Origin of the sequence: Mesorhizobium sp. WSM4306 (assembly GCF_007003975.1) — a bacterium.
In the GTDB taxonomy this organism is placed as follows: domain Bacteria; phylum Pseudomonadota; class Alphaproteobacteria; order Rhizobiales; family Rhizobiaceae; genus Mesorhizobium.
This window is the reverse complement of sequence record NZ_VFTC01000002.1, coordinates 187,523-203,778: the sequence shown is the minus strand read 5'-3', so window position 1 is coordinate 203,778 and position 16,256 is coordinate 187,523. Positions and strand designations below refer to the sequence as shown.

Below are 16,256 nucleotides of genomic sequence, written 5' to 3'. Positions count from 1 at the left end.
TCAGTTGACCTGGCCGGGCAAGACTGCCAGATATTTATGTATCGATCGTTACATAAAGGAGAGAATGACATGTCAGCGAACGGATTGAACGGCAAGGCAGCGCTCGTCACCGGCGGCAGTCGCGGCATAGGGGCTGCGATTGCCAAGCGGCTTGCGGCCGATGGCGCCGATGTCGCTATCACCTATGTCAACAGCGCCGCACCTGCACAGGCGATCGTCGACGAGATCGTCGCAGCGGGCGGCCGTGCCATCGCCATCCAGGCCGACAATCGCGACGCCGCCGCTATCGAAAGTTCTGTCACTCAAGCCGTGAACGCCTTCGGCCGCCTCGACATCCTGGTCAACAGCGCCGGTATCTGGCGCGCTGCGCCCATCGAGCAAATGTCGTTGGCCGACTTCGATGAAACCATGGAGGTCAATCTGAGAGCCCCGTTCGTCGCCTCGAAAGCGGCTGCGGCCCATATGGGCGAGGGCGGCCGCATCATCTCGATCGGCAGCAATCTGGCGGAGCGCGTCACCGACACCAGTCTCAGCGCCTATTCGACCAGCAAGGCGGCGCTGGTCGGCCTGACCAAGGCGCTGGCGCGAGACCTCGGTTTGCGCGGCATCACCGCCAATGTCGTTCACCCCGGTTCGACCGACACCGACATGAACCCGGCCGAAGGCCCGCATGCCGAACACCAGCGACAGAAGATGGCGACGCCCCGCTTTGGCAAGGCTGACGAGATCGCCGGCATGGTTGCCTGGCTGGCCGGTCCGGAAGGGCGATTCGTCACCGGCGCGGCGCTGACCATCGACGGCGGCGCCAACGCCTGAAGCAACCGTCCGCTTTGACGACCCGGGGCGGCGGCAACGCCGCTCCTGGCGTTACGATGTTGTGAAACTGTTCTGCAACAGGCCCGCCGAAATTTATGGAAGCTTAACGAAATCGGTATGAATCAGTATAGTAGCGCCTTACATCCGCCATGCGGTTGGCAAGATCTCTAGCGGCGCGGAACGGGAGCCGGCTTGCAGCCGGAGCGGGTGAACCATGAAATTCCCAGGAAATAAAGCCACTGTGATGCCGCTTGCGGTTGCGGCAACGCTGGCCTTCGGCATGCCGCAGGCAAGCGCGCAAGGGCTGTTCGACATGCTGTTCGGCGGTGGCGTCAAGCACAATCCGCAAGGCGAATTCCCACCGCCGCCAAAGCGCAAGCCGGCCGTACCAGGCGGCGGTGGCACCAAGATCAGCAGCCCGAGCTACTACACCTACAAGGCCGACCGTCTGGTTCGCGTCGACTTCACGACATTGGTGGCAGCACCGCCTCAGGTGGCAACAGCTGAGGATGCCGCCTTTGTGCCGTCTGTGACAAGCACGGCCTTCCGCGAAGCCGTTGCCGGCCTCAGCGACTACGAGCTCTATGCCGAGCCCGATATCGCCAAGGCGTTGATCGCCTATTATTCTGCCAATCCTGACTTCATCTGGGTGAACGATGGCCGCGCCAATGCCCGCGCCCAGGATGCGGTGCGGGTGCTGGGCGAAGCGGCAAGCTACGGTCTCACGCCGGCTGACTACACGGTCGAAGTGCCGGCTGCCAATGCATCGGCGGTCGATGCCGACGCGCATCTGAAGGAGCTCGTGCGCTTCGAGATGGCGCTGTCGGCGCGCGTGCTGCGCTATGCCCATGATGCCCAGAGCGGCCGCGTCGATCCCAACCGCATCACCGGCTACTATGAATTTCCGCCGAAGCCGGTCGACATGGAAGGCGTGCTGAAGACGCTCGGCCGCACCCAGCAAGTGCGCACCTATCTCGAATCGCGGCATCCGCAGAACGCCGAATATCAGGCGCTGCGCGTCGAACTCGAATCGCTGCAGGCCAGCGCCGAAAACGAAATCGTCGTCGATCCCAAGCTGTTGCTGAAGCCCGGCGAGACCAGCGCCGAACTGCCGAAGCTGTTGACGCTGCTCGCGCGCAATCTCGACGACGAGATGGGCGGCGCCTATGGCGAGATACTGGCCCGGCTCGGCACCAGCGACGTCTATGTTCCCGAACTGGTGCCGGTCATCAAGGCCGTGCAGGTGAAGGCCGGCATGAAGGGCGATGGCGTCATCGGCCCGCGCACCGTCGCTTCGCTCGCAGGCGCGTCGAAGGCCGACAGGCTGCAGAAGGTGCAGGTGGCGCTTGAAGAGCTGCGCTGGATGCCGTCCGATCTCGGCAGCCCGCGCGTCTTCATCAACCAGCCCGCCTTTACCGCCAGCTATATCGACAATGGCGAGGAGAAACTGAAGACCCGCGTCGTCATCGGCCGGACCACCAACCAGACAGCCTTCTTCTTCAAGGAGATCAAGCAGGTCGATTTCCATCCCTATTGGGGCGTGCCGCAGTCGATCATCGTCAATGAGATGCTGCCCAGGCTGCGCGGCGATCCGGGTTATCTTGACCGTGCCGGCTACGAGGTGACTGACTCGCGCGGCAAGCGGGTTCCCTCGTCGGCGGTCAATTGGGGCGCCTATGGCGCCAACATTCCCTACAGCGTGCGCCAGCAGCCGAGCGAAGCCAATGCGCTCGGCGAGTTGAAGATTCTGTTCCCCAACAAGCACGCCATCTACATGCACGACACTCCGCAAAAATCCTTCTTCGAGCGCGACATGCGCGCGCTGAGCCACGGCTGTATTCGCCTGCAGGACCCGCGCGGCATGGCAGCGGCGGTGCTCGGCGTGTCGGTTGACGACGTCGCCGAGAAGCTGAAGCACGGCCATGCGACCGAAGACGTGACGCGCAAGATTCCCGTCTATGTCGCGTACTTCACCGCCTGGCCGGACCTGTCCGGCAACGTCGAATATTTCAACGACGTCTACGACCGCGATACGCGGCTGATGCAGGCGCTGGATGCGACCGAGGCAGTGCGTTCGCCGACGAGCTGATCCCACTATGGTTCCTCGTTCATCGAAAACGAGGAACCATTCCTATCTCTTTGGTTTCTTTAGATTTTAGACGATAGGCAATCGCGCGTTTCGTGCGATCAGCGCTGGATGAGCGGACGCCGGAAGCCGGCGTCGCGGCCGGCGATCAGCCAATAGACGAGACCCGCGATCAGGCCTGCGCCGGCGATGATGCCGATATCGGCCCAACGCTCGACGTCCTCCTCGGCACCGGGCCAGATCAGGAAGAAGCCGGCCGCGGCGGCGGCAGCGCCAAACAGCATGTGGACCAGGAAATTGCGCAGCGCGAAGAACTCGGCGATCAGCGCGAAGACCAGCGTCTGCAGACCGGTCAGGATGATCGTCAGGAAATAGATGAACATGCCGAGCGGCGGCCACAAAAGCACGACCAGCGGCGTGAACTTCATGGTGCCGAAATAATCCGGCGCGTTGGGCAATGCGCTGAGCGCGCAGTAGATCAGCACCACCGCGATCAACCCGATCAGCACCGAAACGAAAAAGCCGGCAAGCATCATCAGGATGCGCCTCAGAACATGCTTTACCATCGCCAATGCACCCCCGTGCCCTGCAATCGTTGCGCGCACTGAGCCATCAAAGGCGTATCGGCGCAAGAGTGCATCCAGCAGTGCTTTGCGGCAAATCCTCAGGCGCCGCCGCACATATGCTGCGAATCGGGCAGCACCCACGTGCCCTTTATCGTGAGGTCGACGCCGTAATAGACACGGCCGCGCTCGTCGCCCTCCGGGCAGTCCCGCGGGGCCGAGATCAGGCACATCACGACGGGGTCGCCGACTTTCGAACTGGCCAGGCCGGGCTCCCGGTCATAGGAAACCCCGGCGCCGCCATTGCTGAATCGCGCCAGACTGCCCGCTTCAGGACTGGCGGTTTCCAGCGGGTCGTCGCCGAGCCGCGTCGTCAGCGCCGTGATGTGGGTGAAGGCGCATTGCCCGATCGACGAGGGCAGGGGCTGGTCGAGGCTTTTGGGGTGGCGTTTGGCGATGTCGAGCGCCTTCTTGCCGATCAGGGCGATGTTGTAGTCCTGCACCCAGGACGGCGCATTGCCGTAGGTCTGCAGGGCGTTGTTCTGGGCGCTGACGATGCACGCGGCGTCCTGCCCGCAAGCATTCCTGTCGGCGATCAGCGCACGTGCGATCTTGCGCTTGTCGCCGCCAAAGGCCGGTTCGAAACCCGTAAAGGCCTTCGCGACCAGCGCATCGATGTCGGAAAGCTGTGGATCGGCACAGATTGCCTTCTCCGCCGGCACGCTGGCTTTGCGGCAGTCGAAGGACGGGCTCTCGGCACGTGCCGCGGTCCCGCAGATTATCGCGCAGGCCAAGGCAATGGCGGGCACGAGCCATTTGGAATCCCGGCTGGAAGAAAACATGACCGCCCCACTCACGCACCAGTTTGCCCATCACTCTAGGCAAAAAGTCCGCTGTAAGGAATTGCCGAAGGGGCAGCAGCGCTATTTCGGTTCGGCGGTCACCGGATCGAAGGTGATTTCGACTTTCGCCTTGTCGGCCGTGTAATAGGTGACGGTGTAGCCGTCCTTGTCCCAGTCGACTTCCTTGACATAGTGGAAGCCGTCGCGCTGTTCGACCTTGGCGATGATTGCCGACAGTTTCTGGGCATTCTGCGGCGGCAATGGCCTGTCATCGTCCGCGGCAAAAGCCGTTGAGCCGGCGAGAAGAAGTGCAACGCCGGTCGCCAAAACAAGATTTCGCATGATTGCCCTCATTTCATGTTGGCATGGATCGCACCGGAAACTCGCTCGCAGGCCAGTTTGTTCCGCCGAACGAGGCGTGGCTTCCGCAAAGCTCCGGAAACGCTACCCAGAAGGGCGAATACCCCACGCATGTGCGGTAACCGGCGGCTAACCATGGCCACTGCCGTGACCTGCGCCGGACAACCCGATGGTGGTAGAGCTTTGCCCAAGACCCTGCTAGAGTTCTGGTCCTGGCGGGGTGGCATGGCGCGCCAAACCCGCCGGGATTTCTTCTCTCAGTGCGCGGCGGAATGTTTCAGGAACGGGTCGTCGCCTGTGCTGGACCAGAACCAGAAGGGACCGGGGCTCGAACATGGCTGTACGGAACTACACCCGTCAGCTGGCGACAATCATTTCTATCGATGCCGTCGGGTTTTCACGGCTGATGGGCATCGACGATGAGTCTGCTGTCGCGGCATTTGAGGAGCGGCGAGACATCATCGCCGACAGCTGTGGCACGTTTGGCGGCCGCACGTTCGGCGACGCCGGCGACAGCATCATGGCCGAATTCGGCAACCCGATCGAGGCCCTGCGCGCGGCCTTCGATTTTCAGGGTCGCATCGTCGCCCTCAACGCATCCGCTGCCGACGATATGCGTATGCCGTTTCGCGCCGGCATCAACACCGGCGACGTCATCGTGCGTGGCGGCCAACTGTACGGCGACGACGTCAACATCGCCGCCCGCATCCAAGAGTTCGCGCCGGGCGACGGTCTCGCCGTCTCGGAGACGACCTGGCACCATGTGAAGGACAAGACGGCGGCCGAATTCACCGATCTCGGCGAATTCATGCTGAAGAACATTGCGCTGCCGGTACGCGTCCTGATCGCCGGGCGCAGCGGCAACGGATCCTCGCCGGTGGCATCGTTCGCTGCCATTCCTCAGGTGAATGCCCAGCAGAAGCTTTCGTCCAAGGGGCCGCCGGCTATCGCCGTGCTGCCCTTCCATGGGGACGGCGGCGAGCACGACATCGGCTATATGGCCGATGGCATCGCCGAGGACATCATCTACGGTCTTTCCAACACCAAGTGGCTCTCGGTCATCGCCAAGGGTTCCAGCTTCCAGTTTCGCGACGATACGCTGGGCACGCGGGTGATCGGCAACGCGCTCGGCGCGCGCTACATCGTCAGCGGCACGCTGATGCGCAATGGCAGCCAGATCCGCCTCAACACCTCGCTGGCGGACGCGTCCAACGGGCGGCTGGTCTGGTCACAGCGCTTCGATCGCGACCTGGTCGACATCTTCAACCTGCGTGATCAGATCGGCGCCGAGATCGTTTCGATCCTCGACAAGGAGGTCGACCGGGCAGAACAGGCGCGCACCTTCCAGGTGCCCTGGGAGAGCTTGGAGACCTGGCAGTTGGTGCGGCGCGGACGCTGGCACATGAACCGGCGCACCCGCGGCGACACCGAAACGGCGCTGGAGTTCTTCCAGAAGGCCTACCGCGAGGACCCCAATTCGAGCGCCGTGCTCAACGAATTGGCGTGGTGGTATTTCTGGCGGGCATGGCTGCGTTTCGGCGACAGCGACGATTTGAACAAGGTCGAGCAGTTTGCCCGCAAGGCCTTGCTGATGGACAGCCTGGATGCGCGTCCGCACGCCCACCTCGGCGCCGTCGACATCATGCGAGGCGAACCGCGATCGGCGGTCGACCATCTCGAGGAAGCGATCCACATCAATCCGAGCTTTGCCTTCGCGCGCTCGGCCATGGGCAGCGCCCAGCTGCTGCTCGGCAATGCCGCGTCAGCGATTCCGTTCTTTCTCGACACCGAGCGACTGAGCCCGTTCGACCTCTACCGCTTCCACAATCTGGGGGAATTGACGGCAGCCTACAGTTTCGTCGAGAACTGGCCGGCGGCGATCGCCGCCGCCGACCGCTCGCTCAACCTGTCTCCGGGCTATTTCTATGCCAGGTTCCTGAAAATCGGCGCGCTGATGCGCAGCGGCCGGCCGGAACAGGCGCGGCGCGAGATGGCCATTTTCGCCACTCGGCATCCCGATTTTTCCGAAGAGCGTGTGCGCTGGATACCATTTACCGACAAGACCGCGAACGAGTTCCTCGTCGCCAATTTCCAACTGGCCAAATGAGCATGGCGTTCAATGCTGGCCGAACACCGACTAACTGTGAAAAAATTCACATACGTACAATCGATGCAAACCTAGGCGTTGAAGGGCCGGCATCGCAATAACGTGGACAGCCGGGGGGCTTGAACGCGCATGACCAAACTGAAGTATTTCGACGGCATTCGTGAGGCCCAGAAAAACCAGCGACCGCTGTCGGAAATGCCGCCTTTCGATCTCGGCCGGATCCGCAAAACGGGCCTTTTGGCGCGCATCGCCGAATTTGTCGTCGAAGATCATCCGCGCGTGTGGTTGGCGTTCTTGCGGCGCTTCCGCCCGACCGGCAAACTATTCGGGGTTCTGCTCGTCACCAAGAACGCCGATGTCCGCGACATATTGGAGCGCGGCGACGAATTCCAGACCCCGTACGGCCCGGAAATGACCGAGTTCGCGCGAGGCTCCAATTTCATCCTCGGCATGCAGGACGGCGCCGACTACCGCCGGATGAAATCGTCGGTGCTGAGCGCCTTTCCGCCAGCCGAAGTCGAAGCCGCCGTCAGGCCGATCGCAGCGCGTCATTCGCAAGAGATCATGATGCACGCCAGCCCCGGTTTCGATGCGATCTCCGGATTGCTGAAGCTCGTTCCAGTGCACATCTGCCGCGATTATTTCGGGATCGAGATCGACGACGAATCGGAATTCGCCGATTGGTCGATTGCGCTCAGCGCACTGTTCTTTTCGGACCCGGGGGCGAGCCCCGTCATGCGCGAGCTCGCAGTGGTGGCGGGCGATCGCCTTCTCAAAGTCATCGACCGCTCGATCCAGTCGGTCAGGGACCGGGGCTTGAAGACCGAGCAGCCGCTGGCGAGGCTGGTTGCCCAGATGGACCAGGGCCGCTTGTCGCGGGACGACCTCAACTCGATCATGCTTGGCATGATCGCCGGCTTCGTCCCGACCAATGTTCTGGCCAGCGGCAATTGCCTCGACGTGATCCTGTCGCGGCCAGATGCACGGCAGGCGATCGACGCGGCACTTGCTGAAAACGACACCGGCAAGCTGGACAAGGCCGTCCTTGAAGCCATGCGCTTCAAGCCGATCTGGATCGGCCCGTGGCGCTACACCGCACGCGACGCGATCATCGGCAAGGGCACGCGACGCGAGCGCCTCGTCAAGGCGGGCACCGTGGTGATGCCGGCCACGCTGTCGGCGATGTTCGATGCGGACGCCGTGCAGAACCCGGACCAGTTCGATACATCGCGCCCGCATCGCGACTACATGGTCTTCGGCCACGGCATCCATCAGTGCATCGGCGCCGAGATCGCCAGGATCCAGATCGGCGAAAGCCTGCGCGCTCTGTTCCAGAAGCAGAACCTGCGCCGCATGTCGGGCAAGGCTGGGCGGATGACGCGCATCGGCGCTTATCCCGAAACCCTCAAGGTCGATTTCGAACCGGCAGCACTCTGCCGCACCGTCACCCAGTCGATGGTGACGGTGGTCTGCCCGGTCACCCGGTCCGGATCGCTGGACGCTTTCCGCGACAAGGTTGCCAGCCTCGGCAATCCGGCCGGCGAAGAGATCCGCACCGCGCTCGACATTGTCGGCACCATCCATTTCACCAGCCTGGCGGTTGTCGGCACGGGCGAGATCGACGCTGATTCCGGTCAGGAAAAGGCAGCTCTGGTTCTCGAGATTTCCGGCGACGGCAGCATCGACGATGTCATCAATGCCGTGACGCACGCCATCGGGCACCGGCTGCGGCCGATCTTCAAGGACGTCTGCGACCTGCGCGATGGCGGTGCCTTGAACGATTTCCTGCGCAAGCACAATGTCGACATCTCGCCGTCCTTCGGCAGCAACGCCGGACTGGTGTTTTCGGGCACGCCCGGTCACTCGGTCCAGCGCATCATGGCCGAGGCAGAACTATTCGAAGCTGTGCGCGGCATCGTGGAGCGGCCACGCAAAGGCACCGGCAACGCTCCCGCCATACTCGCTGAAGCTCGCCAGCATCTTCAGTCATTGGGGACGTTTGCCTGGGCGTTCGAGCCGGCCGAGAGCCTGCTGGAAAAGCCGCCGGGCCATTGGGGCCGTGCCCTGATGACGACCTTGCTGGTACCGCCGGTCTTCGTCACGGTGGCGATCATCTGGGCGGCTTGCTGGTACATGACCTACAGTGTGGTGTTCGGCCGATCCATTGACATCAGTTCCCAGGAAATCTCCTTCACCGCCATAGCCGTAGCAATAACTTCACTTCTGTTGTCGGGACTTGGAGTGTTGGTGGCAGCGGCGCTGCTGGTGTTTGCGTGCTTGCTGGCGCTCCGACGCCGCGAGGACAGAGATCAGCCGGAAAGCACATCGATCGGCATATCTGAATTGAACGCGATACTCGTCAAGGAGAACCACGCGGCGCAGAACCATCTGACCGCGATTTCGACGATGAAGGCTGGCATCTTGCGGCGGCTGGCGCTCAGGTTTTCCTTCTACCTGATCTCGATAGCTGCCCAGAAGGTGTTCAAGCCAGGCTTCCTCAACACCATCAACACCATCCATTTTGCCCGCTGGATACTGCTGCCCGGCTCCAACCGGCTGATGTTCTTCTCCAACTACGGTGGCAGCTGGGAAAGCTATCTTGAGGACTTTATCGCCAAGGCATCCGCTGGCCTGACCGGCGTGTGGAGCAACACCGTGGGCTATCCACGCACACGATGGCTGTTCCTTGACGGCGCGCGCGACGGCGATCGCTTCAAGCGCTGGGCGCGGCGCCAGCAGGTGCCGACACTGTTCTGGTATTCCGCCTATCCCCAAATCAACACAACGCGCATCCGCATCAATTCCCGGGTCAGGCGCGGCATTGCTTCCGCCGTCGGCAACGAGGCGCGCGACTGGCTGAGCTTGTTCGGTTCGCTACGGCGCCCGGCGAGCGAAACAACCACCGTTCAAAAGACCACCTCGCTGCTGGCCAATATCAGCTCTGCCTTTCCGGCACCTCTCGAACAGCAGCTGGAAACCGGCGAGATCCAGTCCATCTTCTTCGGCCCGCTCGGCCCGCTCGGTTATTCGCATATGCTTGCGATCCGCGTGCCGGACAAGTTGCCGGCGCCCAAGCGCAGAGCCTGGCTCGATTTCGTTGTCGACCAGACGAGTTTCGGCGAAGGCAGGCCCGCCGGGCGAGCCATGATAGTAGCCTTTGGTCCCGGTGGCCTGCGGCAGCTTGGGCTCGACGAGAGTTTGGGGGACGATCCACTGGAAACATTTCCGATCGCCTTTCGCCATGGCATGGGCAATCCCGAGCGTGGGCGCATACTGGACGACCGAGGTCGCGACGGCCCAGACGAATGGGAGTGGGGATCGTTGGAGAACCCTGTGGACCTGGTCATCGTCTGCTATGCTGAAGAACCGGGAAGGTTGAAGACCGAGATTGCCACCGTGAAACGAATGACGACCGGTGCAGGCATGAAGGTCGTCGCCGAACTGCCGCTCGCCGTAAAGCGGGGCTCGACCGACACGAATACGAAATCGTCCGACGGGGCAAAGCGTGACGATAGGTCGGAACGTGGGCCAGCCTACGAGCATTTCGGTTTCGCGGACGGGATTTCGCAGCCGATTGTCCGGGGTACGACCCGCGCCAGCAGGGGCGCCGCGCCCATGCATCTGGTCGCGCCCGGCGAGTTCCTGTTCGGTTATCGTGACGAGCATGGGTTCTATCCAGCCTCGCCCTCGGTTAGCGCATCACGCGATCGGACCGGAATCCTTTCGCAGGTGCGCCGCAGCCGGCTCATTCCGGGCTTGCCGCCACCGCCGCGCGATTTCGGCCGCAACGGCTCATTCCTCGTTATTCGCCAGTTCGAGCAGCATGTCGACGTCTTCAACGACTACTGCAAAAAGGCTGCAGCCTTGGTCGCGAGCCAACTCGGCAACCAAGCCATCACGCAAGATTGGATTGCCGCCAAGATGCTCGGCCGCTGGCAGAACGGTAGCTCGCTGGTGCGCAACCCCGATCATCCGGGGCGCTTCATTGACAACAACTTCGCCACTGGCGCCGAGGATCCCCAAGGCCATCGCTGCCCGCTTGGTGCCCACATACGCCGTTCCAACCCGCGCGATTCGCTGGGCGAGGACCGCGATACGCAGATCAATATCGGCAAGCGCCATCGTATCCTGCGGGTCGGCCGCACCTATGAGAAGCAGGACGGCAAGAATGGCAAGGTCGAAAAGGGACTGCTCTTCATGTGCCTTAACGCCGACATCGAGCGCCAGTATGAATTCATCCAGCAGACCTGGGTTTCGTCGGCCACGTTCCAGGGCCTCATCGCTGAAAAGGACCCGACGATTGGTTCGCGCGACGGCGATGGCAGGTTCACCATTCCGTCATGGGAAAAGGTCACGACGCTCCGTGACATGCCGCAGTTCGTCACCACAAGGGGTGGCGGATATTTCTTCATGCCCAGCCGCTCGGCGTTGCGCTACCTGATTTCGCGGCTCTGATTCGGCTGGTCTTCCGTGGGCAAGAAACGTCAGTCGTCGTCCTGCGACTCGGCGATGTGGCGCAGCGCGCCGGTGTCGGTGATGCGCAGGCCGCCGCGTTTGATGGCGATGAACGAGCGGGCGCGCCAGTCATTGAGGGTCTTGTTGACGGACTCGCGCGTGGCGCCAAGGAACTCTCCGAGCTCCGATTGCGAGATCGGTATCCAGCCAGCGCTATCGGCCATCACCTCGGCCAGGAAGACCATGCGCTTGGCGAGCCTTGCCTCGATGCCGAAAAAGGCCTGGTCGCCAAGCTCGCCGCTCACCCAGCGCAGCCTGGCGCACAGAAGTTCGATCATCGCGCGCGCCAGTGGCGGATTTCTTTCAATGCGATCAAAGAGTTGTGTCCTGCTGAGCGAGACCAGTTCGCACGCGGTAAGGCAGATGGCGGTAGCGGTGCGGGGCCGTCCGTCAAGCGCGCCGATCTCGCCGACCAGGCTGCGCGACAGCTCGATATTGGCCACCAGCTTCTGGCCGCCGGGCGAATAGATCGAGATTTCCACCGTGCCGCTCATCACCCCATAGATGCGGTCGGCGGCATCTTCCTGGACGAACAGATGCTGGCCCGCGGCGCAGCGCTCGACCTTGCAGCCGCTGAAAAGAATATCGAACAGCTTTGGATCGATGCGCGCCAGGCGCGGCAGATCGTTTCTGTCGTTCGCGCCGCCAAAAGCCATGTTGAACTTCCCAATTGCCGCAATCAGCAAAGTTTACGGCAAGAGTGCACCGCATCAAAGCCCGGTATTCATCCCTTTGCCATTACGCCTTCTAAAGGCGTGGAGCGTGGTTGCGCCCAGTGCTGGCTTGCGCCAGGCGGAAAGCCGTCTGCACGCGCGGCGGGAGGAGCCGGCCGCGTGCAGACGGCAACTGAAAAAATGGTTAGGTGATCAAATTCCAGCAAACCGAGCGGATACGCAATGCTCATTTCCGCCCGCTGCGATAGGTCGGCGCAAACGACATCACCGTCTGTGATCGAGATCACATACGACGGCGCTAAAATAGTGCGACCGTTACACATCGCGCGAGCGACTGCCGGCGAAGAGACATGCCAACGTCACGCCTCAGTCATATTAGACGCGCGTTGATTTGTTTCCTTGCGTGCCGTCCAGAATTGCGCCAGTCTAAAATGGGGCAATACAGTTCTTTTCTTTGACAGAACCTTTGGGGGAGGGGCGACCATGCCGGTCAGCAGAGAGCAGAGAATCCGTCAATATCTTGATCTCGTCACCGGGGGCGAGGGGACTGAATCGGTCCTCGCCAACATGGAGACGATGGCCGGTGACGCCCTGGAATCCCTTGCGCCCACGGACGGCGGCAAGACGGAAGCGGCCTTTGAATCGGCGCGCGCCGGTGCGGAGAATCTGGCGCGCGGGGCCGAAGTCGCGCCCGAGCAGCTTTCCGATCTGGAAGCCATAATCATCCCGGAGTTGCGGCCGGTCTACGACATCAAGGATGGCACCTTCACGACGTTGACTTTCGACGGCGCGCCGACACCGGGTCACTCGCTGTGGACGAAGCTTACCAGCGAAGCCGCATTGAAACAGCGCATCGAAGCCGCTTTGCCGGCGATCGGGCGCATCGAGCTGTCGTGGAACACCAACATCCCCTATGGCGGCACCGGCTTTGTCGTCGGGCGCAACCTTTTGATGACCAACCGTCATGTGGCGCAGATCTTTGCTGACGGTCTCGGTGACCGCAATCTGCAGTTCATCAACGGCCGTGCCGCCGGCATCGACTTCAAGCGCGATTCGGCCGCAGGAAACGTCTTCAAGATCCGCGATGTCCGGATGATCCATCCCTATTGGGACATGGCGATCCTCGAAGTCGAGGGCCTGCCCGACAACATCAAGCCGCTGTCGCTCGCCGTCGCCGACGCGCGCGACATGCTGCGTCAGGAAGTTGTCGCCATCGGCTATCCGGCGTTCGACAACCGCAACGCGGTCGATGTCCAGAACGACCTCATGCGCAACCGCTTCCAGGTCAAGCGGCTGCAGCCGGGCATGCTGCAAGGCGGTTTCGGCACCGAGAGTTTCGGCAAGATCGTCAGTGCGGCCACACATGATTGCTCGACGACTGGCGGCAACTCCGGTACCGCCATGATCAACCTTGCCACCGGCGAGGTCGTGGCGCTGCATTTCGCCGGCCGCTATCTCGAGCGCAACTACGCCGTGCCCACCGGCGCGCTGGCCAAAGACCAGCGCGTCGTCGACCTCGGCCTCAACTTCGCCGGCCCCGCCAGCGGCGGCCCCAACGATTGGGGCGCCTGGTGGAACAAGGCCGACAGCGCGTCGCCGGCCGAAGGCGTAAACCTGGTCGAGGTCGGCGGCGTAAAGCAGATTCCGGGCGTCGTCACCCAGGCGCCTTCATCCGGAGGCGTCGTCGTTTCGCCCGGCGGCAGCGTCACCTTCGAAGTTCCGTTGCGCATCACCGTCTCGCTCGGCGCAACGCCTGCCCATGAGGCGGTCACGGAATCGGTCGAGCGTGAAGCGGCCAAACCGACGCCCCCCGGCGGGGCGTTCGTTCCCAAATCGGCCGCCGACTATGACGGCTACGAGGGCTACGACGAAAAATTCCTCTCCGGCGGCACCAAGCTCGCGCCGGTCGTGGTGCCGATGCCGGAAGCCGCTGACCCTTCCGTGCTGGCGCCGCTCAAGGCCGGCGGCACGCGGCTCGACTACCAGAACTTCTCGCTCAAGATGCACGCCAAGCGGCGGCTGGCCCTGTTCACCGCCTCCAACGTCACCGAGGAGAGCAATCTGCGCGAGCCGGAAAAGGGCCGTAACTATTCGCGCGGCGGCCTGTTCAGCGAGCGCTGGTTCCCGGATCTGAGGCTCGACGACAAGTATCAGATCCCCGACGTCTTCTATGTCAAGGATCAGGGCGCCTTCGACAAGGGCCATATCGTCAGGCGTGATGACGTGGCCTGGGGCAGCACCTTCGAACTTCTGCTGAGGGGCAATGTCTGCTCCTTCCATGTCACCAACTGTTCGCCTCAGGTCGAAGGCTACAATCGTTCCGACAGCGGCGAGAAGAACTGGGGCGATCTCGAGAACCATGTCCTGTCCGAGGCGGCGAGCGAACGGCTCTGCGTCTTCGCTGGCCCGGTCCTGGCCGAAGACGACCGGACATTCGCCGGCAAAGGCCCCAAGGGCACCAGCCTTCGCGCACCCGTGCCGCGCCGCTTCTGGAAGGTGGTCGTCGCCCGCGTCGCCGACGGCCTCGCCAGCTACGGCTTTGTGCTCGAACAGGACCTCGCCGACACGGAGCTGGAGTTCACGGTCTCGGAAGAGTTCATTGGCGCCATGTACCCGCTGACCGAAATCTCCGAAATGACCGGCGTCAGCTTCGACCAGTCGCTGATCGACGCCGACCAATATGACACGGTGCGCGGCACGGAGATCGCCATGCGGGCTGGGTCACGCAAGCGAAAGAAGAAGAGCTAGGGGAGCGCGGCAGCGCGCTGGGCAGGGCACTGGTCGCGAGCCAGGTCCAGGCGCTTTCCGCCAAAATGCGGGGACTGCCGGACGAAAAACCCGTTCGTCAAAAAGCCGTGATGCATCGCTTCAATTTCGCAGCGACAATGCGGGGCTGGTTTTTCTCTGGGGTTTTTCCATGCGCACGCGTCACACCGTCATGCTTGCACTTTCCGTGCTTTCCATTCCTGCCGTCTCCATGCCTTTGCATAAGGCGAGTGCGCTGGAACCTGAAAAATACACCGTCTATTGCGCCGACGATCGCATCGAAGTCTCGTTCTGGGATCTCGAACAGATGAAGGTGCGCCGCGGCTCCAATGTCTGCCAGTTCCAGAGTTACACGAGCTACTCAAGCGCGTTGAATTTCGCGCAGAAGAATTTCGGCGGGGCAGGGGCGAGTTGCAGCTGCTAGCTGCACTGGCTTGAAGCTTTTCGAGGCGCCTCGCCGGGCGACGTCTGAAACAGCCGGGCGAAAAACTCGGGTGTGCGCCGATTTGGGCGAAAGAGATCAGAGGAGGGTGCAATGAGTGAAAGTGGAGAGAGTGACGGAGAAGGTGGGACGACTACGCCGGCGGTTGCAGCTGTCGAACCGCCGACGGAATCCGTAGCTCTCGACAGTGACGTCAAGATCGAAGTCGATTTTTTGACGTTGAATGCAGCGCGTTCCGTCATGACAGATATCGCGGCGGAGGTTGCCTCGCTCGAACCGAGTGTTGTGGTGATTGGCGGCGATGGCTTGTTGACGGCCGCACGGGCGTTCAACGCTTACCAAGGACGCATCAAGCTACTCGGTGACGAGCTGAAATCCGTTCTCGCACAGCCCGAGAGTCCGACGAAAAAAGGCACGACTGAGTCTCTTGTGGCGCAGCTCTCGGCCGCGACATCGGTCGTCAGCGGAGTGGCCACACTGCTAAGCTACTTCAAGGCGCAAACGACCTACACCGGCAAGAAAATCGAACTTAGTGAGAATGCGCTATATCCGCTGTTGGCCGGACAGTTGGCGGCGAAATCGGTCGGTGTGGTGCTGCCCGAACTGTTTTCAGGGATGATGTCCGACACCTCGCCAACCCATTCGGTGATGGGCATGCTCGACGAGTTGAGGCGCCTCCGGGACAGGGTTCGTGCCAAATACCCCGCAGAGCCGCCGCCGAGCGTGGCTGCGCTGTTTGTATCGACAGATGCCGCCATAGAGGCCGCGGTCAAAGTCGATCCCGAAACCGGCAAGGGAAGCATGACTCAGCTCCTTTTGGGCTCGGATATGTGTCGCTTGATTGAGGATGAAGACAAGCCGCTTTTCGTGTCGATAAAGTCGATATCGGCCGGAGGCAATTCGAAGTCGCGAAAACATCTTTTCACAACCCTTTTTACCGGTGACAAGCTGTCTTACACCGGCGGGGCGGCGATCGGTTATTTCGTGTTCGATCTGAAAACCTCAAAACTTGTAAAAAGCGACGTCTGCATGCAGATGGGTCAGAGTGCGCCTTCGAGCTCCAGCTGTCGGATTTGATCGCCGGG

The 16,256-nt window shown here is 62.1% G+C and carries 11 protein-coding genes; 7 read left to right on the top strand and 4 right to left on the bottom strand.

Going from position 1 to position 16,256, the window contains the following annotated elements:
* Window positions 1-69: 69 nt before the first annotated feature.
* A complete protein-coding gene (locus tag FJV77_RS04660) occupies window positions 70-816 on the top strand; it encodes a 3-oxoacyl-ACP reductase family protein (protein WP_142865688.1) in 747 nt (248 codons plus the stop codon).
* A gap of 214 nt (window positions 817-1,030) precedes the next feature.
* Complete coding sequence (locus FJV77_RS04655) at window positions 1,031-2,905, top strand: murein L,D-transpeptidase (RefSeq protein WP_142865687.1); 1,875 nt, start codon at window positions 1,031-1,033, stop codon at window positions 2,903-2,905.
* A gap of 98 nt (window positions 2,906-3,003) precedes the next feature.
* On the opposite strand, the gene FJV77_RS04650 is transcribed toward FJV77_RS04655, so the two are convergent.
* The 3 genes from FJV77_RS04650 to FJV77_RS04640 form a co-directional block, all read right to left on the bottom strand.
* On the bottom strand, window positions 3,004-3,468 hold the full coding sequence (locus tag FJV77_RS04650) for a hypothetical protein (RefSeq protein ID WP_142865686.1): 465 nt from the start codon (window positions 3,466-3,468) through the stop codon (window positions 3,004-3,006).
* Window positions 3,469-3,566: 98 nt separating this feature from the next.
* Window positions 3,567-4,307, bottom strand: coding sequence for a lysozyme inhibitor LprI family protein (locus FJV77_RS04645; RefSeq protein WP_142865685.1), 741 nt, complete (start codon window positions 4,305-4,307; stop codon window positions 3,567-3,569).
* A gap of 81 nt (window positions 4,308-4,388) precedes the next feature.
* The gene (locus tag FJV77_RS04640; protein ID WP_142865684.1) at window positions 4,389-4,649 is read right to left on the bottom strand and encodes a PepSY domain-containing protein; all 261 of its coding nucleotides are present in this window, start codon (window positions 4,647-4,649) and stop codon (window positions 4,389-4,391) included.
* A gap of 352 nt (window positions 4,650-5,001) precedes the next feature.
* Between FJV77_RS04640 and FJV77_RS04635 the strand changes: the two genes are divergently transcribed.
* Together FJV77_RS04635 and FJV77_RS04630 are read left to right on the top strand one after the other, a co-directional pair.
* Entirely contained in the window at window positions 5,002-6,774 is a 1,773-nt protein-coding gene (locus tag FJV77_RS04635) for an adenylate/guanylate cyclase domain-containing protein (RefSeq protein ID WP_142865683.1), read from the top strand.
* Window positions 6,775-6,903: 129 nt separating this feature from the next.
* The gene (locus FJV77_RS04630) at window positions 6,904-11,229 is read left to right on the top strand and encodes a cytochrome P450 (RefSeq protein ID WP_142865682.1); all 4,326 of its coding nucleotides are present in this window, start codon (window positions 6,904-6,906) and stop codon (window positions 11,227-11,229) included.
* Window positions 11,230-11,258: 29 nt separating this feature from the next.
* Here FJV77_RS04630 and FJV77_RS04625 read toward each other — a convergent pair whose 3' ends face one another.
* Window positions 11,259-11,945: a Crp/Fnr family transcriptional regulator gene (locus FJV77_RS04625; protein WP_142865681.1), complete on the bottom strand. Its 687-nt coding sequence runs from the start codon at window positions 11,943-11,945 to the stop codon at window positions 11,259-11,261.
* Window positions 11,946-12,446: 501 nt separating this feature from the next.
* On the opposite strand from FJV77_RS04625, the gene FJV77_RS04620 reads away from it, so the two are divergent.
* The 3 genes from FJV77_RS04620 to FJV77_RS04610 all read left to right on the top strand — a co-directional run bounded on the left by FJV77_RS04620 (window position 12,447) and on the right by FJV77_RS04610 (window position 16,248).
* A complete protein-coding gene (locus FJV77_RS04620) occupies window positions 12,447-14,711 on the top strand; it encodes a DNA/RNA non-specific endonuclease (RefSeq protein ID WP_142865680.1) in 2,265 nt (754 codons plus the stop codon).
* 169 nt (window positions 14,712-14,880) lie between these two features.
* On the top strand, window positions 14,881-15,153 hold the full coding sequence (locus FJV77_RS04615) for a hypothetical protein (RefSeq protein ID WP_142865679.1): 273 nt from the start codon (window positions 14,881-14,883) through the stop codon (window positions 15,151-15,153).
* Between the two features lie 111 nt (window positions 15,154-15,264).
* A complete protein-coding gene (locus tag FJV77_RS04610) occupies window positions 15,265-16,248 on the top strand; it encodes a hypothetical protein (protein WP_142865678.1) in 984 nt (327 codons plus the stop codon).
* The last annotated feature ends 8 nt before the right edge of the window (window positions 16,249-16,256 follow it).